Origin of the sequence: Streptomyces rishiriensis (genome assembly GCF_030815485.1) — a bacterium.
GTDB lineage: Bacteria > Actinomycetota > Actinomycetes > Streptomycetales > Streptomycetaceae > Streptomyces > Streptomyces rishiriensis_A.
Map to the genome: position 1 here is coordinate 6,788,508 of NZ_JAUSWV010000002.1, position 24,662 is coordinate 6,813,169.

General features: G+C 71.1%; 12 protein-coding genes and 1 pseudogene. 11 read left to right on the forward strand and 2 right to left on the reverse strand.

The features are described from left to right. The first annotated feature begins 240 nt into the window (after positions 1-240). From QF030_RS32610 to QF030_RS32625, 4 genes are all read left to right on the forward strand, one after another. A complete protein-coding gene (locus QF030_RS32610) occupies positions 241-2,067 on the forward strand; it encodes a gamma-glutamyltransferase family protein (RefSeq protein ID WP_307166157.1) in 1,827 nt (608 codons plus the stop codon). Positions 2,068-2,314: 247 nt separating this feature from the next. Next, complete coding sequence (locus QF030_RS32615) at positions 2,315-3,172, forward strand: inositol monophosphatase family protein (RefSeq protein ID WP_307166158.1); 858 nt, start codon at positions 2,315-2,317, stop codon at positions 3,170-3,172. Positions 3,173-3,484: 312 nt separating this feature from the next. Beyond that, positions 3,485-4,897 carry a phytoene desaturase family protein gene (locus QF030_RS32620; protein WP_307166159.1) on the forward strand — a complete coding sequence of 471 codons (1,413 nt, stop codon included), beginning with the start codon at positions 3,485-3,487 and terminating at the stop codon, positions 4,895-4,897. Positions 4,898-4,931: 34 nt separating this feature from the next. Continuing rightward, positions 4,932-5,441 carry an O-acetyl-ADP-ribose deacetylase gene (locus tag QF030_RS32625; RefSeq protein ID WP_307166160.1) on the forward strand — a complete coding sequence of 170 codons (510 nt, stop codon included), beginning with the start codon at positions 4,932-4,934 and terminating at the stop codon, positions 5,439-5,441. A gap of 102 nt (positions 5,442-5,543) precedes the next feature. On the opposite strand, the pseudogene QF030_RS32630 reads toward QF030_RS32625, so the two are convergent. Continuing rightward, positions 5,544-7,555, reverse strand: a pseudogene (locus tag QF030_RS32630) (M1 family aminopeptidase). Positions 7,556-8,942: 1,387 nt separating this feature from the next. Between QF030_RS32630 and QF030_RS32635 the strand changes: the two are divergent. From QF030_RS32635 to QF030_RS32650, 4 genes are all read left to right on the forward strand, one after another. Then, complete coding sequence (locus tag QF030_RS32635; RefSeq protein WP_307166161.1) at positions 8,943-10,502, forward strand: pectate lyase family protein; 1,560 nt, start codon at positions 8,943-8,945, stop codon at positions 10,500-10,502. A gap of 392 nt (positions 10,503-10,894) precedes the next feature. Next, positions 10,895-12,016 (forward strand): hypothetical protein, encoded by a 1,122-nt coding sequence (locus tag QF030_RS32640; protein ID WP_307166162.1) that lies wholly within the window; start codon positions 10,895-10,897, stop codon positions 12,014-12,016. Positions 12,017-12,468: 452 nt separating this feature from the next. Then, positions 12,469-16,656: a molybdopterin-dependent oxidoreductase gene (locus tag QF030_RS32645; RefSeq protein WP_373428932.1), complete on the forward strand. Its 4,188-nt coding sequence runs from the start codon at positions 12,469-12,471 to the stop codon at positions 16,654-16,656. A gap of 203 nt (positions 16,657-16,859) precedes the next feature. After that, entirely contained in the window at positions 16,860-20,768 is a 3,909-nt protein-coding gene (locus QF030_RS32650) for a glycoside hydrolase family 2 TIM barrel-domain containing protein (RefSeq protein WP_307167764.1), read from the forward strand. A gap of 159 nt (positions 20,769-20,927) precedes the next feature. On the opposite strand, the gene QF030_RS32655 is transcribed toward QF030_RS32650, so the two are convergent. Continuing rightward, a complete protein-coding gene (locus QF030_RS32655; protein ID WP_373428839.1) occupies positions 20,928-21,281 on the reverse strand; it encodes a DUF6980 family protein in 354 nt (117 codons plus the stop codon). A gap of 86 nt (positions 21,282-21,367) precedes the next feature. Here QF030_RS32655 and lpdA point away from each other — a divergent pair, with 86 nt between their 5' ends. The 3 genes from lpdA (at position 21,368) to QF030_RS32670 (ending at position 24,661) form a co-directional block, all read left to right on the forward strand. Beyond that, positions 21,368-22,780, forward strand: a complete 1,413-nt coding sequence (gene lpdA / locus QF030_RS32660) for a dihydrolipoyl dehydrogenase (protein ID WP_307166165.1) — start codon at positions 21,368-21,370, stop codon at positions 22,778-22,780. Between the two features lie 130 nt (positions 22,781-22,910). Further along, positions 22,911-24,197, forward strand: a complete 1,287-nt coding sequence (locus QF030_RS32665) for a hypothetical protein (protein ID WP_307166166.1) — start codon at positions 22,911-22,913, stop codon at positions 24,195-24,197. Next, entirely contained in the window at positions 24,194-24,661 is a 468-nt protein-coding gene (locus QF030_RS32670) for a DUF7144 family membrane protein (protein WP_307166167.1), read from the forward strand. The genes QF030_RS32665 and QF030_RS32670 overlap by 4 nt, the downstream gene beginning before the upstream one ends. The last annotated feature ends 1 nt before the right edge of the window (position 24,662 follow it).

The following is a 24,662-nucleotide window of genomic DNA, read 5'->3' on the forward strand; positions in this document are numbered from 1 at the left end:
CCAAGGGGCCCCGCCCAACCGGGACATCACGCACTTCCCGCGACATCTTCACGGGGCGTCATGGGTCGCCATGGGACGCCCTCGTGCGACTTCCGCGTGCGACTCCTCGGCCGGCACCTTCGCCGGCGTTGTCACGAGGCCTTGCGGCGGGGCTTCTTCACGGGCCGGCGGACGGTGTGGTTGTGCGGCGGACGGGTGCGTACGATCCCGGAAGCGGTCGCAGCGCAGTGAGGAGCCCCCGTGTTCACCACCCGCCCCACCCTCCAGGGCACCTTCGGCATGGTGTCCTCCACCCACTGGCTCGCGTCGCAGTCGGCGATGGCCGTCCTGGAGGGCGGCGGCAACGCCTACGACGCGGCCGTGGCGGGCGCCTTCGTGCTGCACGTCGTCGAACCGCATCTCAACGGCCCCGCAGGCGAGGTGCCCATCCTGCTCGCCCCGGCCGGCGGCGAGGTGCGCGTGCTGTGCGGGCAGGGAGTGGCGCCGGCGGGCGCGACGGTCGCCCACTACCGGGCACTCGGCCTCGACCTCGTACCCGGCACCGGACCGCTGGCCGCGGCCGTGCCCGGCGCGTTCGACGCCTGGATGCTGCTCCTGCGCGACCACGGCACCAAGTCCCTCGACGAGGTGCTGCAGTACGCCATCGGGTACGCCGAACACGGGCACGCGCCCGTGGAGAACGTCGGGGCGACCGTCGAGACGGTACGGGAGCTGTTCGAGACCGAGTGGACCTCCTCGGCGGAGGTGTACCTGCCGGGCGGGAAGCCGCCGCGCCCCGGCGAGCTGATGCGCAATCCCGCCCTCGCCGCCACCTGGAAGCGGCTGCTCGCCGAGACCGCCGGGGCGGGCGGCCGCGAGGCGCGGATCGAGGCCGCGCGAGAGGTGTGGCGGACCGGGTTCGTCGCCGAGGCCCTGGTCAGGCAGGCCGCCCGGCCCACCCTGGACACCAGCGGGGAGCGCCGCACCGGCACGCTCACGGCCTCCGATCTCGCCGCCTGGTCCGCCTCCTACGAGGCCCCGGCGGTCTACGACCGGAACGGCTGGACGGTGTGCAAGGCCGGGCCCTGGAGCCAGGGCCCGGTCCTGCTGCAGCAGCTCGCCCTGCTGCCGCCCGAGCTGCCCGCGTACGGCTCCGCCGACTACGTCCATCTCCTGATCGAGGGCTGCAAGCTCGCCATGGCCGACCGTGAGGCCTGGTACGGCGACGCGGCCGAGGTCCCGCTGGGCGAGCTGCTCGCCGTCGGCTACAACGCGGACCGGCGGCGGCTGATCGGCGACAAGGCGTCGTACGAGCTGCGGCCCGGCAGCCCCGGCGGACGTACTCCGCGGCTGAGCACGCACGCGTACGTGGTCGCCACCGACGACCCCGCCTTCAACCCCCTGGGGGCCGGCGAGCCGACGGTCGCCAAGAACGCCACGTCCCCCGTGCCGGGCGAACCGGAGGTCGATGGCCGGGGGGTCACCCGGGGGGACACCTGCCACCTCGACGTCGTCGACCGCTGGGGCAACATGGTCGCCGCCACGCCCAGCGGCGGCTGGCTGCAGTCCAACCCGGTCGTGCCCGAACTGGGCTTCCCGCTCGGCACCCGGCTCCAGATGACCTGGCTGGAGGAGGGTCTGCCCAACTCGCTGACGCCCGGCCGCCGCCCCCGCACCACCCTCACCCCCTCGATCGCGCTGCGCGACGGGGTGCCGGTGCTGGCGTTCGGCACCCCCGGCGGAGACCAGCAGGACCAGTGGCAGCTGCACTTCCTGCTGGCCGTCGTGGAGCGCGCGCGGGTGCGCGGCGGCTTCGACCTCCAGGGTGCGATCGACGCCCCGAACTGGCACAACGACGCCTTCCCCGGTTCCTTCTACCCGCGCGGAATGCGGCTGGGCAGCGTCACCGTGGAGTCCCGGATGGATGCCGGGGTGGTGGAGGAACTGCGGCGACGCGGTCACGACGTGACCCTCGGCGACCCGTGGTCCGAGGGCCGGCTGTGCGCGGTCGCCCGCGACCCGGAGACCGGAATCCTGCTCGCCGCCGCGAACCCGCGCGGGATGCAGGGGTACGCGGTCGGCCGCTGACGCCGACGCTGACGTGGGTGCGGGTGCGGGTGCGGGTGAGAGGTCGCAGGCGCCGATACGGCAAGGGTCGCCGACGCCGATGCGGGGCGGATACGGGCTGATGGTGCTGGGCGGGCCGCTCACGCCGGACGGCGGAGGGCTGCCGACGCGAATGAGCGGAGGGCCGCGTTCCTGTTCTTCATCCCGATTCCACCCGGGATGCACCGGGCGGGCGGGGATTGTCAGTGGGGCGTGCTCTCATGGAGACATGATCGTAGACACGGAAACCATCGACGAGTTTCTCGCCCGCCACTCGGCCGACGTGGAGGAGGCGGTCCGCGAGGCCGCCGCGGCCGAGATCATGCCCCGCTTCCGGCAGCTCGGCGCGCACGAGGTCGACCAGAAGAGCGGACCGCACGACCTGGTGACGGACGCCGACCGCAATGCGGAGCTGTATCTCACACGCGCCCTCGGCGCCCTCCTGCCAGGCTCCGTCGTCGTCGGCGAGGAGGCCGTGCACGCCAACCCGGCCACCTACGAGGCGATACAGGGCGACGCGCCGGTCTGGATCGTCGACCCCGTCGACGGCACGCGGCAGTTCGTGCACGGCGACGACGGCTTCTGCACCCTGGTCGCGCTCGTCCGGCACGGCGTCCTGCTCGCCTCCTGGACCTACGCTCCGGCCCGCGACCAGCTGGCCACGGCCGTCCGTGGCGGCGGAGCCTTCCTGGACGGCGAGCGGCTCTTCGCCGGCCCGCCCGAGCCGGGCCGGGACCTCAGGGTGGCCACCTCCCACCCCGACTACACGACCGACGAGCAGAAGCGTGCCCTGCTGGGGCTGTGGACGGACGGGGTCGCACCGCGCGCGTGCGGATCGGCAGGGCTCGAGTATCTCGCCGTGGCGCGGGGCGAGTCGGACGCCACGGCGTTCTCCTGGGAGGCGGCCTGGGACCACGCGGCCGGGCTGCTGCTGGTCGAGGAGGCGGGCGGCGCCCATCTCACCCTCGACGGCGGGCCGTTCCGTGTCACGGGCGGCAACACCCTGCCCTTCACCGCGGCCCGGGACGCGGCGACGGCCCGGCGCGTGCTCGCACTGCTGTCGGGCGCCGGACCGGACACGAGGTGAGGCGGCCCGCGGCGGTCCCGGTTCCGGGAATCCGACGGGACCGATGCCACTCCGGCCGGACGCGAGCCGGGCACTGCCGCGTCAGGAGACCCTGAGCCGTCTCCGGGTGTCTCCGGGTGTCTCCGGGCCGGGTCCGGCTGCAATCCCTCGGGGGACTGTCCGGTGGACGTCCCGGGAGGCGGTTCGCCGAGGCATTCGGGGATGTTTCCAGGGCCCCGCGCCGCAGGTGTTGTCTTACCCCCGGCATATCCTGTTCGTGGGGCCACCGGTCTACGGAGGTCACCGGCTGACGAAGGGGTCGAAGTGCCGTCGATGCTCGATGCGGTCGTGGTGGGAGCGGGGCCCAACGGGCTGACCGCGGCGGTGGAGCTGGCCAGGCGTGGCTTCTCCGTGGCGATCTTCGAGGCGCGGGACACCGTGGGCGGGGGAGCCCGCACCGAGGAACTCACCCTGCCGGGCTTTCATCATGACCCGTGCGCCGCCGCGCACCCCCTCGGCGTCAACTCACCCGCGTTCCGCGCACTGCCCCTGGAGCGCTACGGCCTGGAGTGGCTGCACGCCGAGCTGCCCATGGCCCACCCCTTCCCCGACGGCAGTGCCGCGGTGCTGTCGCGGTCGGTCGCCGAGACGGCCGCCTCCTTCGGACCGCGCGACGCGGGCACCTACCGCCGGCTGGTCGAGCCCTTCCTGCCCAAGTGGGACACCCTGGCCCGCGACTTCATGTCGCTGCCGCTGACCGCGCTCCCGCGCGACCCGGTCACCCTGGCCCGATTCGGCCTGGTCGGCCTGCCCCCGTCCAGCTGGCTCACCCGCCGCTTCCACGACGAGCGGGCCAGGACCCTCTTCGCCGGGCTCGTCGGGCATGTCATGGCCCCGCTGAGCGGCTTCGCCACCGGCGCCATCGGCCTGGTCTTCGCCCTCGCCGCGCACGCCCGCGGCTGGCCGGTGGCCCGCGGCGGTTCCCAGTCCATCTCGGACGCCCTCGCCGCCTACCTCGAGGACCTCGGCGGCGGCATCCACACCGACTACGAGGTCAAGCGCCTCGACGACCTGCCCCCGGCCCGCGCCTACGTCTTCGACACGTCGCCCGCCGCGCTCGGCCGTATCGCCGGCTTCGGCAACTACTACGAGGGATACCGGTACGGACCCGGCGTCTTCAAGATCGACTACGCGCTCGACGGTCCCGTCCCGTGGACCGCGCAGGAGGCCCGCGCCGCGGGCACCGTGCAGATCGGCGCGGACAGCGCGGAGATCGGCGCCGCCCTCAGAGCGGTCTCCCGTGAGGGCCGGGCACCCGACCGGCCCTTCATGATCACGGTGCAGCCCGGTGTCGTCGACCCCACCCGTGCCCCGGCCGGCCGGCACGTCTTCTGGGCGTACGGCCATGTGCCCAACGGCTGGACCGGCGACCTCACCGACGCCATGGAACGCCAACTGGAGCGCTTCGCCCCGGGGTTCCGCGACCGGGTCCTCGCGCGTGCGAGCGCCGGCCCCGCCGAACTCGCCGCCCGGAACGCCAACTACGTGGGCGGGGACATCGCAACCGGCGCGGTCTCCGGGCTCCAGACCCTGCTGCGGCCCAAGCTGACGCCGTTCCCGTACGCCACTCCGCACCCGGCCGTCTTCATCTGCTCGTCGGCCACTCCGCCCGGCCCGGGCGTGCACGGGATGTCCGGCCACAACGCGGCGAAGGCCGTGTGGCGGAGGCTGCGGCAGCAGAGCTGACCGGCCGTCAGGTGCCACTTGGTATACACGAGGCATGACCACGATCACTCTCGTCCAGGGCGACATCACCCGGCAGTCCGTGGACGCCATCGTCAACGCGGCCAACTCCTCACTGCTCGGCGGCGGTGGCGTCGACGGCGCCATCCACCGCCGGGGTGGCCCCGAGATCCTCGCCGACTGCCGTCGACTGCGCGCCTCGCACTACGGCAGGGGCCTGGCCACCGGCCGGGCGGTCGCCACGACCGCGGGTGATCTGGACGCGCGCTGGGTGATCCACACCGTGGGCCCGGTGTACAGCGCGACCGAGGACCGGTCGGAGCTGCTGGCCTCGTGTTACCGGGAGTCGCTACGGGTCGCGGACGAGCTCGGCGCCCGGACCGTCGCCTTCCCGGCCGTCTCGGCGGGCATCTACGGCTGGCCGATGGACGACGCCGCCCGGATCGCCGTGGAGACGGTCCGGGCCGTGCCGACGTCCGCCCAGGAGGTCAGGTTCGTCCTCTTCGACGAGCGCGCCCACGAGGCCTTCGCCCGGCAGGTCGGGTGACGGCCCCCGCCCGTCGGCCCGTTCCACCGAGTCGGCTGCGCGGGTGACGCCCGGCGGCGTCACCCGCGCAGCCCGGGGACGGTGAACGATGCCCCGGCCGGGTCAGCCCTCGATGCGGTGGGTGGTCCAGAACGAGGTCAGGTCCGTGGTCGTGGCGGCCTGGGCGGCGGCCTTGAACTCGGCCGTGGTCGAGACGCCGTACCAGTGCGAAGTGGCGTAGTCCTTCAGCAGCTTGGTCATCGCGGCGTCGCCGATGAGCCGCCGCAGGTCGTGCAGGGCGCACTTGCCGTAGCCGTAGACGACGGTGGAGTACCGGGAGGAGTGGGTGTCCCAGTAGGCCATCGAGTTGGTGATCTTCTCCGCCGACGAGGCCCACGAGACGCTGCTCCAGCAACTGGTGCCCGTCTTGTTCAGCGCCAGGTCGGTGGCGTAGTCGGTGAACGACTCGTCCAGCCAGGGGCTGTTGTACTCGTCGTCCCCGACGATCCCGTACCACCACTGGTGGCCGATCTCATGGGTCAGGGCCGTCGTGCTGACCAGGTCGAGGACGAAGCCGGGATACTCCATGCCGCCGAACCAGAAGTTGTTGTCGATGACGGCGTCCAACTCGCCGTACGGGTAGGCGCCGAAGCGGGAGGAGTGCGCGTCCACGGCGGTCTTGGCGGTGGTGAGCATCGACTGGGCGTTGGCCGAGCTGATGCCGGTGACGGAGTAGACGTTGATCGGGGTCCCGGCGGTCGAGGTGCCGGAGATCTTGCTGAACGGACCTGCCGCCCAGGCGAAGTCACGGACCTTGGTGGCGGTGGCCGTGGTGACGGTGCGGCCGCTGGAGCCGGCGGCGTCGACCGAGGTCCCGGTGGCCGGCACCAGGAGGGCGGTCGGGTGGTCGAGGGTCACCTTGAAGTCCGCGGCCAGCGAGTAGAAGGCCTCGCCGTTGTTCGTGTACGGGTCCAGGTGCCAGCCCGTCCCGTCCTTCACGGCCAGGACGGGGAGCGCGTTGCCGATGAAGCTGAACGCCCCGTCGTAGCCGAACCGGTCGGCGCCGCTGGGCACGGTGATGCCCAGGTCGAAGCCGATCGTGGCGCTCTGTCCTTGGGCCAGGGGACTGGCGAGCGTGATCTGGAGGGCCGTGCAGCCCACCGACAGGGCGCCCGCGGTGCCACCGGTGACGTTGCTGACCGCGATCGGCATCGAGGCGCAGGTGCCGTGGTAGTTGTCCCAGAGCCGCAGATACACCTCGCCGAGCGCGGTCGCCGAGGCGTTGGTGAAGGTCGCGCTCTCGTGCCCGGTCCAGACCGTGCCGGCCGTGTTGCTGGTCAGGCTGACGGTGTACGACGGCGCCGCCGGGGTGCGGGCGGAGTCGGCGGGGGGCGGGGGGTGTCGCCGGAGGTGGTGAGCGCGAGGTCGTCGAGGACGAAGCTCGACCGGAGGCTGGAGTCCTCGGTGCCGGTGAAGGCCAGGCTCACGGTCTGGCCCGTGAACGCCGACACGTTGAACGACTTCTGGACGTAGCCGGTGTTCTTGTCGAGGTTCGAGTACGTGGCCAGCGTCGTCGATCCGATCTTGGCCGTCAGCTTGTCGTACGCGGTGGACGAGGTCGTCTCGGCCGTGTCGATGTGCAGCCAGAACGTGAGGGTGGCGGCGGCGCATCCGGACGGGATCGTGACGCTCTGCGAGAGCGTGTCGGTGTGGGTGCTGCCCACGCCGTCCAGCCAGGCGAACGCGGTGCCGCCGTGGGCACTCTGGCCGGTGCGGCTGGTGATCACACTGGTCGAGGACTGCGTCCACGGCGAGACGCCGCTCTCGAAGCCACCGTTGCTGATCACCTGGGCCGGGGTGCAGGCGTCGGCCGCGGCAGTCGCAGCCGCCTTCGAGGGTGCGACAGCTGCGCTCCGAGAGGCGACGACGCTCGTGGAGGCGGCTCCGTTCGGTGCGACGGCTGCTGCCGGGGCGACGGTCCCGGCAGCGACCGAGGCGGCCCGCTCCGGCGCGGTGACCGATGGCGCGGCGACCGATGGCGTGGCGGTCGCGGGTGTGGCGGGAAGCGAGACGGCGGCCAGGGCGGCGAGGGTGAGTGCGCTGGCTGCGAGTGCCTTGCGGGGGGTGGGTCTCACACGTGGCTCCTTTGCGGCGGCCGGGTTTTGCGGCCTGCTGGGTGGCTGTCCCTGACGGCGTGGGTGTGCCGGAGGGCGGTGCGCGACGGCTGCCGGAAGCCTGACAGATTTGACGCGGCCATGCCATCAGGGATTGGCAAAGGGTCCGCCGCTCAACCGGACGCGACGCCCCCGCTCACAGCCCCGGGGCTGGCCGACCGCGACCGCGCGGCGCGAGCCCTCCGAGGCGGCAACGAAGCCACGTAGGCGCGGTCGGCGAGAGTCGTGATGTGTACGTGAGCGGGCCATGTGCGGTACCGGGGCCGAGCGCTTCTGTCACTTGGTCGCTTCGGTCGCTTCGGTCGCTTGGTCACCGCGTCACTTCGGTCGCTTCCGTCGCCTGGGCGGGCTTTCCGGTCGTCGCGTTCGGGGGGAGAGGTCCGGTTGTTCATGTATGTGAATGGTCAAGGGGGTGAGGTGTGGGGCGTGATGGGAGGTCTTCGCAGCTCTGTCCCCTGGGCGTCGACGCCCTGAGCGCTTACGTCAGGGCGCGGAGTGAGCCCGACAGGACGATCGGCGTTCACATACTTGTCACCCTGTGGTGACCGCCCTATCCTCACGTGGAGAAAGCGCTTTCCCGACACTTGCTGACCGTGCCGGGGAAAGCGGCCCGCGGTATCGGCCGTGGGTCAGTCCGCGCGCCGCAACCGATCCGGCGCAAGGCTGACCGGGGCCGACCGCACCGAGGTGCCGACGCGCCAGGATCCCGGGGATGCGTTCCGGGGGCGCGAACGCATCACGCTCGTCGCCGTGGCCGCGGCGACGAGTCCCCGCACGAAGGGTCGGGGGGACCTCCGCGGTCCGGTCCGTTCCCCCGTCCGCCCGGTCGTCCCGCTTCGGTGGTGCCCCACCCGCGTCGCCTCGGCATGCGTGCGCCCCGATGCGGCACCCGACCGCGCCGCCTGTGCGGCGGCGGCACCGCTGGCACCCGCAGCGGTACGGCGGCACCGCTGGCACCCGCAGCGGTACGGCAGCACCGCTGGCACCCGCAGCGGTACGGCGGCACCGCTGGCACCCGCAGCGGTACGGCGGCACCGCTGGCACCCGCAGCGGTACGGCAGCACCGCTACATCCGCAGCGGTACGGCAGCAACGCTGACACCCGCAGCGGTACCGCAGCGCCGCTGACACCACACAGCGGTACGGCGGCACCGCGTCAGCATCACGGTCCCGTCCGGCCCGCGGCGAGAACGGCATCCGCACCGGCCGACCGGGATCCGCTTCGGCCTATGCATGGCATGAACATGGCATGGGGTGCGCGACCTGTACGGCCCACGGCCCACGGCCCTGGATCGGAGCACGGAGGGTCGCGACACCCCCGGTACGCGATGAGGAAAGACGAGGCAAGGATGAGAAAGCCAGTCGCTCTGCGACTCTCCGCGGCACTCGGCACGCTGGCCCTGGCGGCGGCGACAGGCGTGGTCCTGTCCATGCCCACCGCGTCGGCGGCCGCCGCCGGCGCGACCGGGTTCGCCACTCAGAACGGCGGCACCACCGGCGGCGCCGGCGGGACCACGGTCAAGGCCACGACCGGTACCCAGATCCACCAGGCCCTGTGCAGCCGGGCCGCCACCAGCACCCCGATCACCATCCAGGTCGAGGGAACGATCACCGTCGGCAACACCGCGAAGGTGTCGGGCACCGGCTGCAACACCGCCGCCGGCGTGATCGAACTGAAGGGCATCAGCAACGTCACCCTCGTCGGCGTCGGCGGCGGAGCCGTGTTCGACCAGATCGGCATCCACATCCGTCAGTCGAGCAACATCATCGTCCAGAACGTGACCGTCCAGAACGTGAAGAAGTCGGGCTCGCCCACCTCCAACGGCGGTGACGCCATCGGCATGGAGTCCGACGTGCACAACGTCTGGGTCGACCACGCCACACTGATCGCCTCGGGCGGCGAGTCGGAGGGCTTCGACGGCCTGTTCGACATGAAGGACAGCACCCAGTACGTGACCCTGTCGTACAGCATCCTGCGCAACTCCGGCCGCGGCGGTCTCGTCGGCTCCAGCGACAGCGACCTCGCCAACGGGCCGGTCACCTTCCACCACAACCGGTACGAGAACATCGACTCCCGGACGCCCCTGCTGCGCGGCGCCACCGCCCACATCTACAACAACTACTACGTCAGCCTGAACGAATCGGGCATCAACCCGCGGGCCGGCGGCAAGGCCAAGGTCGACAACAACTACTTCAAGGACTCCAAGGACGTCCTCGGCACCTTCTACACCGACCTGCCGGGATACTGGCAGGTCAGCGGGAACATCTTCGACAACGTGACCTGGTCGGCGCCGGGCGAGGACAACAACCCCGCCGGGCCGAACCCGACGTCGAACACGACCGTCGGCATTCCCTACTCCTACAGTCTCGACGCCGCGTCCTGCGTGCCGTCGATCGTGACCGCGACGGCGGGCGCCAACAACGGCCTGAAGGTGTCGGACGGCAACTGCGCGGCGACCACACCCACCGCGACCGCCACGTCGACTCCGACACAGACCGCCACCGCCACCGCGACGCCGACGGCCAGCGCGACCTCGACGCCTTCCGGGACCAACCTGAGCATCGGCGCCGACTCCGACGGTTCCAGCAAGGCCTCCGGCACGAGCTACGGCAACGTCCGCGACGGCGACACGAGCACCTACTGGTCGCCGAGCGGCTCGACCGGCTCCATCTCGATCAAGTGGGGCTCGGCGACCGCCATTTCCAAGATCAACATCCGGGAGGCCTCCGGTGCCACCGGCAACATCGGTTCCTGGCGGGTGCTCAACGGCGACACCGGGGCGCTGCTGACCTCGGGCAGCGGAGCGGGCGCCATCTCCTTCGCGTCCACCTCGCTGAAGAAGGTCACTTTCGAGATCACGGGCTCGAGTGCCACCCCGAGGGTGGCGGAGTTCGAGACCTACGCCTGAGAGGTGCCCGGCCGATCATGCGGCCTTCGCTCGATCAGCTCGTCGGCCCGGTCCGCGGGGAGGGAAGTCCCGCGGGCCCCGCGGTGAGCTGTCGGACACGGAGCAGGAACGGTTGCGACCGTTTCCTGCTCCGTGGAAACGCGGGCGCGGGCGGTGACGCGGTCACCGCCTCGTGACCGACGGAAACCCGCAGCGCGGTGCCGGTGACCGATGCCTGGCTCGGTGATGATGTCCCGGGCCCTGCGCGCGATGTCCCGGCGACCGTCGAAGTGCCGGTGAACACCGCCTGCACCGGCCGGCGGGATCCGGCGTGTCACGCGGCGCCGACGTTGCGTCGGTGGTATCTGTGGGCACTTGCGACCGCGGGGGCAGCCGATGAGAAGGGCCCAGCCATGCCGGTGTCGTCGCGGGGCGTTACGGTCGTGGCTCTCCTCGCGGACCCGGACGCGCCGACGGAGATCGCGCAGCGCATGGCCCGGACACTTCCTGATCGGCTCGCCGACAAGTCAGGCCAGGGGCGACGGTTCGACGTCGAGGTGGTCAGTGAGCCCTTCACCGCGGGGATCGAAGACCCGCCCACCTTGATGCGCCGGATCATGGACCGGGCCGGTGCGGAGGATTGGGACATCGTCGTGGCCCTCACCGACCTCCCGCTGCGCTCGCACAGGCTCAAGCTCGTGGTGGATCTGAGTCGCGAACACGGCGTGGCGCTGCTGTCCCTTCCTTCGCTGGGAGGCTGGCGGCTGCAGACGAAGGCCCGGCGGGTCGTGGAAGAAGCCGTGCTCAGCTTGGCGGGCCCGCGGGCCACCGGCGCTGAGGAAGCTCCGCGAAGTCAGCCACCGCTGGGGCCCTTCGCCGGTCGTCTCTCGCCTGTCCGTCCCGGGCCGGTCGATGAGGAGGAGATCACCGACCTGCGCTACGTCGCCAGCGGGCCGCGCGGTTACCTACGGGTGCTCGTCGGTATGGTCCGCGCCAACCGGCCGTGGCGGCTGGTGCCGGGTCTGTCCAAGGCCCTGGCGGCCGCACTGGCCACGGGAGCCATCGCCACCGTGAACTCCACCGTCTGGAACCTGGCCGCGGCCCTGAGCGCCCCACGGCTCGTGATCGCCATGGTCGGGTCTGTCGCGCTCATGATCGGCTGGCTGATCGTGGACGCGAATCTGTGGCACCGAACGGAAGAGGTCTCGCCGGAGGCGAGGAAGAGGGCGGCTCTCTACAACGCCTCGACCGTCGCCACCGTGGGAATCGGGGTGCTCGTCTGCTACGCGGGTCTGATGGTCATCAACGTGGTGTGGGCGCTGTTCATCCTCAACGACCGAGTGTTCGCCTCCATGACAAGAACTCCGCTTCACGCCACGGAGTACTGGACGCTGTCCTGGTTCGTCGCTTCGATCGCCACGGTGGGCGGCGCACTGGGATCGGGCTTGGAGAGCGACGAGGCGATCCGGGCAGCCGCCTACTCCAAGCGCGAACAGGAACGTCGCACTGCGCTGCGGGACGACCACGGTGACTAGGCACTTCGTGTTCGGATCACCGGGCTGACCAGAGGAAAATGCCCGTGATCGCGTCGATCACCTGACGGTGATTCCGCCGGCGGCCGCCACGCTTGGGTGTCCGGTCCGGGAGCAGCAGCTCGATCCGCGCCCACTGCGCGTCAGTCAACGGCACACTCGGATCGACCTCCGGCTGATCCGAACGAAGCCGGCCGGCTGCCCCCTGCGGTGCGGTTGCGGTCCGCTCACATCCGGCCGCCCTCCGGTGTGCGTCGGGCTTAACTCCCGGCGGCCGGTCCGGGAGACACCTGTGTAATGCACGGTTCGTACCGTCGCAGAGGCTTGCAGAGGCTCTCACCAGGCTGATCGTCAGAAGGAAAGGGGCGCCCGTGGCCGCGTTGGACCCGCGGACCGACAGCGCGACCACCACCCAGGTGCGCACGGTCTGCTCGTACTGCGGTGTGGGCTGCGGCATGCTCCTCGACGTCGGTCGCGGACCGGACGGGCGGCGTACGGTCCTGAAGGCGTCCGGCGACAAGCAGCACCCGGCGAACTTCGGCCGGCTCTGCACCAAGGGCGCGACCACCGCCGACATGCTCGCCGCGCCCGGCCGGCTGACCGGCGCGCTCGTCCGTTCGGACCGCGGCGCGGAACCGGAGCCCGCCCCCGTGGACGCGGCGATCGCCGAGACGGCACGGCGGCTGCGGGCGGTCGTCGACGAGCACGGCCCCGACGCCGTCGCCCTCTACGTGTCCGGCCAGATGAGTCTCGAAGCGCAGTACCTCGCCAACAAGTTGGCCAAGGGCTACCTCCGCACCAACCAGATCGAGTCGAACTCCCGGCTCTGCATGGCCAGCGCGGGAACCGGTTACAAGCTCTCTCTCGGCGCCGACGGCCCGCCCGGATCGTACGAGGACCTCGACAAGGCGGACGTCTTCCTCGTCATCGGCTCCAACATGGCCGACTGCCACCCGATCCTGTTCCTCCGGATGATGGACCGGGTGAAGGCGGGCGCCAAGCTGATCGTCGTCGACCCTCGCCGCACCGCCACCGCCGCGAAGGCCGACCTCTTCCTCCAGGTCGCGCCCGGTACCGACCTCGCCCTTCTCAACGGCCTGCTGCACCTGCTGCACGAGAACGGCCACACCGACCCCGACTTCGTCGCCGCGTACACCGAGGGCTGGGAGGGCATGCCGGAGTTCCTCGCCGACTACGCGCCCGCGACGGTCGCGGAGATCACCGGCATACCGGAGGACGACCTCCGCGCGGCGGCCCGGCTGATCGGCGAGGCGGGGGAGTGGACCAGTTGCTGGACCATGGGCCTCAACCAGTCCACGCACGGCACCTGGAACACCAACGCGCTCATCAACCTCCACCTCGCCACCGGCAGGATCTGCCGTCCGGGCAGCGGCCCCTTCTCCCTCACCGGCCAGCCCAACGCCATGGGCGGCCGGGAAATGGGTTACATGGGCCCGGGGCTGCCCGGACAGCGCTCCGTCCTGGTCGAGGGCGACCGTGCCTTCGTCGAGGAACTGTGGGGGCTCGCACCGGGCACGATCAGGGCCGACGGCGTCGGCAAGGGCACCGTCGAGATGTTCCGGAAGTTGGCCGAAGGCGACATCAAGGCCTGCTGGATCATCTGCACCAACCCGGTCGCCTCCGTCGCCAACCGCAGGACGGTCATCGAGGGGCTGGAAGCCGCGGAGTTCGTCGTCGTGCAGGACGTGTTCGCCGAAACCGAGACAAACGCTTACGCCGACGTTGTCCTGCCGGGCGCGCTGTGGACCGAGACCGAGGGCGTCCTCATCAACAGCGAGCGCAACCTCACCCTCGCCCAGCCCGCCGCCGACCCGCCCGGCGAGGCCATGGCCGACTGGCGGCTCATCGCGGCGGTTGCCCGTGCCATGGGTTACGAAAGCGGTTTCAGCTACGACTCCGCCGAGCAGGTCTTCGAGGAGATCAAGCGCGCCCACAACGCGCAGACCGGTTACGACCTGCGCGGAGTGACCTACGACCGGCTGCGTGCCACTTCCGTGCAGTGGCCGGCGGCCACCGCCGACGGGCCCGACCGCAACCCGATCCGCTATGTGAACGTGGACGGTTCGCTCACCTTTCCCACGGCTTCGGGCCGCGCGGTCTTCCACCCGCGTCCGCATGTCCCGCCCGCCGAGATGCCGGACGACGACTATCCGTTCTTCCTGAACACCGGGCGCCTCCAGCACCAGTGGCACACCCTGACGAAGACCGCGAGGGTGGCCAAGCTCAACAAGCTGAATCCCGGCCCGTTCGTGGAGGTGCACCCCGAGGACGCCGCCGCGCTCGGCGTGGCCGACGGCGACTCCGTCGAGGTCGCCTCGCGGCGTGGCCGGGCCGTGTTGCCGGCCGTCGTCACCGACCGAGTCCTGCCCGGCTCGTGTTTCGCGCCGTTCCACTGGAACGACCTGTTCGGCGAGTACCTCAGCGTCAACGCGGTCACCAGCGACGCCGTCGACCCGCTGTCCTTCCAGCCCGAGCTGAAGGTGTGCGCGGTGTCGCTGACGAAAGTCTCGACACCGGTTGCCGTGCAGCCGCCGGTCACGGAGTCCCCGGCGCCGGAGAAGCCGACCGGGAACGTGCCGGGCTTCCGTTCCCCGGTGCCGGAAGGGCCCGGAGCCGCCCTCGTACCGACCGCCGTCCTGCCCGCCGCGGCCGAGGTCTTCGGCCTGCGTCCCGCCCCGCCGCCGGTCCTGACCGAGCGGGAACGGCAGTACCTGGTCGGTTTCCTCGCCGGGATCCCGGCGGGCGCTCCCGGCGTGCCGGTGCTGCCGGCGGACGCGCCCTTCAGCTCCGAGCACGCGCTGTGGGTCAACGGCACCCTCGCCGGCATGTACTCCCGCACGGCCCCCGCCGCATCCGCACCCCCGCGGACCCCGACGCGCCGGGTCGTGATCCTGTGGGCCTCGCAGACCGGCAACGCCGAGGACTTCGCCTCCACCACCGCCGAGCGGCTCACCGCGGGCGGCCACCCGGCGTCCCTCGTCGCCATGGACGAGGCCGACCCCGCCGCGCTGCCCTCCGACGCCGACCTGCTGCTGATCACCAGCACCTTCGGCGACGGCGACGCCCCGGACAACGGCGCCGGCTTCTGGGACGGCCTCGCCGCCCTGGACACCGGCCGCCTGGAGGGCCACCGCTACGCGGTTCTCGCCTTCGGGGACTCCTCGTACGACGACTTCTGCGGGCACGGCAGGCGGCTGGACCGTCGGCTGGACGAACTCGGCGCGGTCCGGCTGGCGCCCCGCGCCGACTGCGAGCCGGATTACGAGACGGAGGCGCAGGCCTGGCTCGACCTGGTGGCCACCGCCCTGACGGAGGTCACGGAACCGGTGCCCGGACCACCGGCGCACGCGGGCCCCGTCACAGCGGGACCCGCCGCTACGGGGCCTGTCACGGCGGGTCCTGTCGCCGCCCACGGGCCGACGACCGTCACGGAAGCTGTTTCCGCCACGGAAAGTGTTTCCGGCACCGTGACGAAGGCCCCCGTCACGCCCCGCTCCAAGCGCGCCGCACCCGTCACCGCGCGCCTGACCGGCAACCGTTTGCTGAGCCTGCCGGGCTCCGGCAAGGAGGTCCGCCGCTTCACCTTCGACACCCGCGACAGCGAGACCCCGCTCGTCTACGAGGCGGGCGACGCCCTGGGCGTACGGCCTCTCAACTCCCCGGACACGGTGGCGGAGTGGCTGAGCGTCACCGGTCTGGACGCGCACGCACGCGTGCAGGTGAACGGCGTCGGTGAGGTCGCGCTCGGTGAGGCCTTCCTGCGCCACCTCGACATCACCCGGATCACCCCGGCCCTGCTGCGTTTCACCGCCGACCGCACGCGCGATCCGCGTGAACTGCGCAAGCTGCTGCGTCCCGACAACAAGGACGAGCAGGCGAAGTGGTCCTGGGGCCGCCAGGCCGTCGACGTGGTGGCCGAGTTCGGTGTCCGCGCCGACGCGCAGGAGTGGGCCGATCTGCTGGGGCGGCTGCAGCCGCGGTTGTACTCCATCTCGTCCAGCCCGCTGACCGACCCCCACCTCGTCTCGCTCACCGTTTCCGTCGTGCGGTACGAGAACCTGGCCGGCCGCCCCCGGCAGGGCGTCTGCTCGCCCTTCCTGGCCGACGCCGAGCCCGGCACCGAGGTGGCCGTCCACGTGCAGCGCTCCCCGCACTTCCGGCCGCCGGCCGACCCGGCCACCCCGATGGTGATGATCGGCCCCGGCACCGGGGTGGCGCCCTTCGTCGGCTTCCTCCATGAGCGCCGGGCGCGCGGGCACCGGGCTCCCAACTGGCTGTTCTTCGGCGAGCAGCACCGGGCGACGGACTTCTACTACGAGGAGGAGCTGGCCGCGCTGCGCGACGACGGCACCCTCGCCCGTCTGGACACCGCCTTCTCCCGCGACCAGCGCGCCAAGGTCTACGTCCAGGACCGGATCCGCGAGCACGGCTCGCACCTGTGGTCCTGGCTCCAGGACGGCGCCCACTTCTACGTCTGCGGCGACGCCTCCCGGATGGCCAAGGACGTCGACCTGGCCCTGCGCGACGTCGCGGTCCTGCACGGCGGCCTGAGCGAACCGGAGGCGGCGGCCTATGTGAAGCAGCTCGCCTCCGACAAGCGGTACGTGCGGGACGTCTACTGACGGAAGTCACCAAAATGGCCCGTGGAAGGCGCAGGCACCAAGTGGCGTTGCGCCGAAGAGAGTTGATATTCGGCCATCGCGGCGCGTCTATGTTCGTTTTCTCAACAGGAGTGGACAAGATCTGACGCACCCTCCGTCCGTGCGAAGCCGCACGGGTCGCCCCGAGGAAGGTCGTGGTCATGTCGCACCCGCACGTGTCGTCCATGGACCGGCCGGACCGCCCCCAGTGGGTGGAACCGGATCACCCCCGGCGGGCGGTCGTCAGCCGTCGTCGTCTGCTCGAAGGGTCGGCCGCCGTCCTCGGCGCGCTCGCCCTGGCCGCGCCGTCCACCGCTCACCGGGCCGTCGCGGCCGACGGCACCCCGGAGTGGAACGGCGCCATCGACGTCTTCCGGCTCGGTACCGAAGCCCCGCACACCACCCTGATGCCGTACGCGGACCTCCCCCAGGCGCTCGCCGCCGACCGCACCCGCTCGCCCTACCGGCTGAGCCTCGACGGCATCTGGAAGTTCGCCCACGCCGACCGTCCCGACGACCGGGACCCCGACTTCCACCGCACCGACGTCGACGACAGCGGCTGGGACACCCTCCCGGTCCCCGCCGCCTGGCAGTTGCACGGTTACGACCGTCCGATCTACATCAACATCACCTACCCGTGGTGGGGCGCCAACGGACTGGGGGAGGAGGCGCAGCCGCCGGCCGCCCCCACCCGCTACAACCCCGTGGGTCAGTACCGTCGCACCTTCACCGTCCCGCGCGGCTGGGCGGGACGGCGGACGTTCCTTCACTTCGAGGGGGTCAAGTCCGCCCACTACGTGTGGATCAACGGCGAGTTGGTCGGTTACCACGAGGATTCCTACGACCCCGCCGAGTACGACATCACCCCGCACCTCAGGCCGGGCACCAACCAGATCGCGGTGGAGGTCTATCGCTACTCGGACGGCGACTGGCTGGAGGACCAGGACATGATCCGGCTGAGCGGCATCTTCCGCTCGGTCTACCTGTTCTCCACACCCGCCGTGCACCTGCGTGACTTCAGGCTGGACACCCCGCTGAGCGACGACCACGAGGCGGCCGAGCTGTCGGTCACCGCGAACGTGCGGGACTACGGCGGACAGGGCGCCGGCCGGTACTCCGTCGAAACGCAGCTGTACGACGCGAGCGGACATCCGGTGTGGTCCCGGCCCCTCCAGCAGACCGTCGCGCTCGGCGCCGGGGAGGAGACGGCCGTCCAGGCCGCCAAGGCCGTGCCCGCGCCACGGCTGTGGTCGGCCGAGCATCCGTACCTCTACACGGCCGTGCTCCGCCTGCGCGACCCGTCGGGAAAGGTGATCGAAACCCTTTCCCACCGGGTGGGTCTGCGCGAGTTCGCGCTCAAGGACGGCCTGATGCGCATCAACGGCAAGCCGGTCTCCTTCCGGGGCACCAACCGGCACGAGATGCACCCGACCCGGGGTTCGGCCCTCACCCGCGCCGACCTCGTCGAGGACATCGGGATCATCAAGCGGCTGAACATCAACTCCGTCCGCACCTCGCACTACCCCAACAACCCGCAGTGGCTGGAACTCGCGGACGAGTACGGCCTGTACCTCGTCGACGAGACCAACCTGGAGACCCACGGCATCCGGGGCGAGTACCCGGGCAACCACGCCGAGTGGACGAAGGCGTGCGTGGCCCGCGCGCAGAACATGGTCCACCGCGACAAGAACCACGCGTCGGTCGTCATCTGGTCCCTCGGCAACGAGGCCGGCGGGGGCACCACGTTCAACGCCATGCACGACTGGATCCGCTCCTACGACACCACCCGTGTCATCCAGTACGAGGGCGACGACCGCCCGGGCATCAGCGACATCCGCTCCGAGATGTACGACGCTCCCGCGCGCGTCGAGCAACGGGCGAAGGACACCACCGACACCCGGCCGTACGTGATGATCGAGTACTCCCACGCGATGGGGAACTCCAGCGGGAACTTCAAGAAGTACTGGGACCTGATCCGCCGTCACGACGTGCTCCAGGGCGGCTGGATCTGGGACTTCGTCGACCAGGCCCTCGACTGGCCCACCCCCGTCCGCAAGCTGTTCACCGAGACCGGGCCCACCGCGCTCAGGGGCGAACTCATCGCCTCCGGCGGCAGCTTCACCCGCGACGAGGGCGTCTCCGGCGGAACCGTTTTCGCCCGCGACACCGCGCTGGACCTCACCGGCTCCCTCACGCTGGAGGCCTGGATCACCCCGCGCGTAACCGGTTACCACCAGCCGATCCTCGCGAAGGGCGACACCCAGTACGCCCTGAAACAGACGAACCGGACCCTCGAGTTCTTCATCTACGGCAGCGGCCAGTGGATCACCGCGAGCTGGGCGCTGCCGGACGGCTGGACCGGCACCGAGCACCAGGTCGCGGGCGTCTTCGACGCGACGGCCGGCACGCTGACGCTGTACGTCGACGGCACGGTCCGGGCCACCCGCACCACCACGGTGCGCCCCGGAAACAACACCGCGCCGCTGTCCCTGGCCACCGACGTCGACAACCCCACCCGGGAGTTCAGCGGCACCGTCCGGCGGGCACACGTGTACGCCCGGGCGCTGAGCGCGGCCGAACTGGCCTCCGGCGACCGCGGTCCCGACGACGACGGCGTCCGGTTCTGGTTCGACGCCGCCACCGTCGGCCTCACCGAGAAGCGTCCCCGCGAGAAGTTCTTCCGCGCCTACGGCGGCGACTGGGGCGACAACCCCAACGACGGGGCCTTCTCCGGCGACGGCATCGTCACCGCCGACCGCGGGGCCACCGGCAAGTCCGCCGAGGCCAAGCGGATCTACCAGGCCGTCGGCGCGGCACCGGCCTCCGGCGACCTGCTCGCACCCGGCGCGGCGATCACCCTCACCAATGAGTACCTCTTCACCAACCTCCGCGAATTCGACGGACGGTGGGAGCTCGTCCGGGACGGTGAAGTGGTCCGGCGCGGAAAGCTGAGCCGTGCCCAACTCGACGTGGCCGCGCTGTCGAGCAAGGACGTCACCGTGCCCTTCGAGCTGCCGGACCGCCCGGCGCCGGGCGCCGAGTACTTCCTCCAGTTGTCGTTCACCACCCGGGAGACGACGAAGTGGGCGAAGTCCGGTTTCGAGGTGGCGAGGCTGCAACTGGCCGTCGACGCCGGGAGCCCCGCGGTCACACCCGTGCCGCTGGCCGGCGTCCCGGCGCTCAGCCATCGGGACGGCGCCGGATCGGTCACCGTCGAGGGCGAGACCTTCTCGGTGACCGTCGACAAGAAGACCGGCGTCATCACCTCCTACGAGGCCGACGGCGCCCGTCTGATCTCCTCGGGACCGGCCCCCAACTTCTGGCGTGCCCCGACCGACAACGACCGGGGAAACGGGCAGCACACCCGCAACCAGACCTGGCGCGACGCCGGCGCGCGTCGCAAGGTGACCGAGGTGAGCGTGCGGGCTCTGCGTGACCGGGCCGTCGAGATCAAGATCGCCGGCACTTTGCCCACCACGACGGAATCGACGTACACCACCACCTACACCGTTTTCGGAAACGGCGAGATCAAGGTGGACAACACCCTGCACCCGGGAGCCGCCTCCCTGCCGTACATCCCGGAGATCGGCACGCTGCTGTTCCTGCCCGCCCGACTGGAGAAGCTGCACTACTACGGTCGCGGCCCCGAGGAGAACCACTGGGACCGCAACGACGCCACCGACGTGGGCCGCTACTCCGGCACCGTCAGCGGGCAGTGGACCTCCTATCTGAGGCCCCAGGAGAACGGCAACAAGACCGACGTCCGCTGGGTCGCCCTCACCGACGGCGACGGCACCGGGCTGCTGGTCTCCGGCGAGCCGCTGCTGGAGTTCAACGCCTCGCACTTCACCCCGGAGGACCTGTCCGTCGGAGCCCGCCACGACTACCAGCTCACGCCTCGCAAGGAGGTCGTACTGCGGCTGAACCACCGGCAGATGGGCGTCGGCGGTGACAACAGCTGGGGCGCGCACACGCACGACGAGTTCAAGCTCTTCGCCGACCGCGACTACGCGTACACCTACCGGCTCCGGCCGTTGACCGACGTCGGCAAGGCGACGGCCGCGTCACGACGGCCCACGGCAACCTCCGAGTAACCGCTTCCACCGCTTCCACCGCTTCCACCGCTCCACCGCGTCCACCACTCCACCGCTCCACCGCGTCAGACCGGCTCCACCACCGCCGGCGGTACGGACACGGGTACGGCCATGGCCGCCGGACCGCGTACCCGTACCGCCGGCGTTCCTTCGGGCGCTTCAGCGAGAAGGCGGTGGGTCCTGGCCGGCCGGCGCCGCCGGGTCGGTCGGGCCTTCCCGCAGCCACCGCTCGTCCTCGAACTCCGGCGGCACCCGGTCCTCCCAGGGATCGATCCCCCGTGCCTCGAGGGCGTCGAACCACCCGTCCCGTCGCGACTGCGGCAGACGTGTGCCGCACCACGGGCAGAAGGCGATCTCCCGGTAGGCCGACCCTCCGTCGTGGACGATCAGGCCGTACTCCCGGAACTTCGGCTCGTACCGCACCAGTGCGTCCGGGCAGGCGAAGACGTCGGGGTGCGTCCCGCATCGCCGGTCGGCCTGGCGGGTCATCTCGGCACAGCAGTGATCGATCACTCACACATTCTCCCCGGCGGCGCGCGAGAATCGGAACGGCAGCACGCATCACCCGTATCGCACTCCACGGAAAAGGAATCGAATCCATGACCGAGCAGGACGAACGCTTCGACGTCGTGGTCCTAGGCGCCGGCCCCGGCGGCTACGTCGCCGCGGTCCGCGCCGCCCAACTGGGCAAGCGCGTCGCCGTCGTCGAGGAGAAGTACTGGGGCGGCGTCTGCCTGAACGTGGGCTGCATTCCCACCAAGGCCCTCCTGCGCAACGCCGAACTCGCCCACATCTTCACCCGGGAGGCGAAGACCTTCGGCATCAAGGTCGACGGGCAGGTCTCCTTCGACTACGGAGAGGCGTACCGCCGCAGCCGCAAGGTCGCCGACGGCCGGGTCAAGGGCGTCCACTACCTGATGAAGAAGAACAAGATCACCGAGTTCGACGGCCGCGGCACGTTCGTCGACGACCACACCCTCTCGGTAACCGGTTACGACGGGGAGACCCGCACCATCGGTTTCGACCACTGCATCATCGCCACCGGCGCCACCCCCAAACTGCTCCCCGGCACCCGCCGGACCGCCCGCGTCGTGACGTACGAGGAGCAGATCCTCGCCGACGACCTTCCGCAGTCGATCGTCATCGCGGGCGCCGGCGCCATCGGCATCGAGTTCGCGTACGTCCTGCACAACTACGGCGTGAAGGTCACGATCGTCGAGTTCCTGGACCGGGTCGCGCCGCTCGAGGATGCCGAGGTGTCCGCCGAACTGGCCAAGCAGTACCGCAAGTTGGGCATCGACGTGCTCACCTCGACCCGCGTGGAGTCCATCGACGAGTCCGGTCCCCGGGTCCGCGTCACGGTCACCGGCAAGGACGGCGCCCAGCAGGTCCTGGAGTCCGACAAGGTGCTCCAGGCGATCGGCTTCGCCCCGAACGTCACCGGCTACGGCCTGGAGAACACGGGTGTGCGGGTCACCGAGCGCGGAGCGATCGACGTCGACGGCCGCTGTCGCACCTCCGTCCCGCACATCTACGCCATCGGTGACGTCACCGCGAAGCTGATGCTCGCGCACGCCGCCGAGGCCATGGGCGTCATCGCCGCCGAGACCCTCGCCGACGCGGAGACCATGGAGCTGGACTACGCCATGATCCCGCGCGCCACCTACTGCCAGCCCCAGGTCGCCAGCTTCGGCTACACCGAGGCCCAGGCGCGGGAAAAGGGTTACGACGTCAAGGTGGCGAAGTTCCCGTTCACCGCGAACGGCAAGTCGCACGGCCTCGGCGACACCACCGGTTTCGTGAAACTGATCAGCGACGCCACGCACGGCGAGCTCATCGGCGGTCATCTGATCGGCCCCGACGTCACCGAACTGCTCCCCGAGCTGACCCTCGCCCAGCAGTGGGATCTCACCGTCCACGAGGTCGCCCGCAACGTCCATGCCCACCCGACGCTGGGTGAGGCCGTCAAGGAGGCCGTCCACGGACTGGCCGGACACATGATCAACATGTAGCGGGCCTCCGTACGGGCGGGGTCGTTCATCCGAACGGCCCCGCCCCGTTCGCCGCCGCCGTACGGCCGGGATGTGCTGGCATCCACCGGCCCGACCGGGCCGGAGGTGATCGACGGCGAGGGAGCCCGCCATGCCGGACAGCGGTGATTCCGCCGACGCGGAGCTGGAAACACTCAGGGCCCGCATCGCCGCACTGGAGGAGGAGCGCACCCGCCGCCCCAGCCACCACCGCGTCCGCTCGATCGTCGCGGTGGTCCTCATCGTCCTCGGCTGCGTGCTGGCCCCGCTGGGCGTGGTGGCGGCCTGGACCTCGAGCATCGTGGGCGACACCGGCCGTTACGTCGACACCGTCCGCCCGCTGGCCTCCGACAAGGACGTCCAGAACGCGGCCGCCACCCGGGTCACGAACGCGGTGATGGAACGACTCGACCTCACCGCACTCCTCCAGGACGCCGCCCCGGCCCAGCGTCCCCTGCTGGAGAAGGCCCTCGGCAGGCTCGGTCCCTCGCTCGAGAGCGCCGTCCGCAGCTTCGTGCACGACAAGGCGCAGGCGGTCGTGGCCTCGGACGCCTTCGAGAAGATCTGGACCGACGCCAACCGCAGGATCCACGGTGCCGTCGAGAAGGCCCTCACGGGCAGCGGCGGCGGCGCGGTGAAGATCGAGAACGACACGGTGACGGTCGACCTCGCCCCGGTCGTCGACCAGGTCAAGCAACGGCTCGTCGACTCCGGGATGACGGTCGCGGGGAAGATCCCCGAGATCCACACCGACTTCACGGTCGTCAGGTCCGAGGACATCGGCAAGGTGAAGACGTACTTCCGGCTGCTGCAGCTGGCCGGTTTCTGGCTGCCCGTCATCGCGGTCCTGCTGGTGGCGGCGGGCGTCCTGGTCTCGGCGCACCGCCGCCGGGTCCTGATCGTCGCCGCCCTCTGTTTCGCCTTCGCCACGCTCCTGCTGGGCGTCGCGCTGACCGTTTTCCGGGTCGTCTACCTGGACGCTCTCCCGGCCGGCGTCTCCCAGCCGGCCGCCGGGTCCGTGTACGACACCCTCACCCGTTTCCTGCGCACCTCCGTGCGCTCGGTGGTGGCCCTCGGCGTGGTGATCGCGGTCGCCGCCTGGCTGACCGGGCCCGGCCGTCACGCCGCCCTGGTGCGGCGCCTGTGGCACTCGGGCATCGGCGCCGTGCGCGGGACCGCCGATCACGCCGGACTGCGCACCGGTCCCGTCGGCCCGTTCGTCGACCGCTACCGCACCTGGCTCACCTGGATCCTGGCCGCGGGAGCCGTCCTGGCCTTTCTCCTGTGGCCGTATCCGACCGGCTGGGTCGTGGTCGGCCTCGCCCTCGCCCTGCTCTTCGCGCTGGGGATCGTCGACTTCCTCGCGACCCGGCCACGCCGGAAGGACAGCCCCGTATGAGCCCGCACTCCCCGACCGGAGAACCGCACGGTGAGATCGGCACCGCCTGGTCCACGCCGCGCGGCGGCCCTTCCGGACCCGCCACGGCGCACGACAGCCCGGCCGGGGGCGTCCTCTTCGCCGGGATCCTGCTGCTGTGCAGCGGTGTGCTCGCCGTTCTCCAGGGCATCGCGGCCGTCGCCGAGGACGACGTCTACGCCCGTGTCGGCTCGTACGCCTACGAACTCGACCTCACGGGCTGGGGATGGATCCACCTCGTCCTCGGCGTCGTCGCGGCGGCGACCGGCGCCGCCCTCCTCAAGGGCATGGCCCGGGCACGCTTCGCGGGCATCTTCCTCGCCGCCCTGAGCCTGGTCACCCAGTTCCTGTTCCTGCCCTACGAGCCGCTCTGGTCGATCGTCGTCATGGCGATCGACGTGTTCGTGATCTGGTCGCTGGCGTCCTGGCAGGACAGGACGGGCTGAG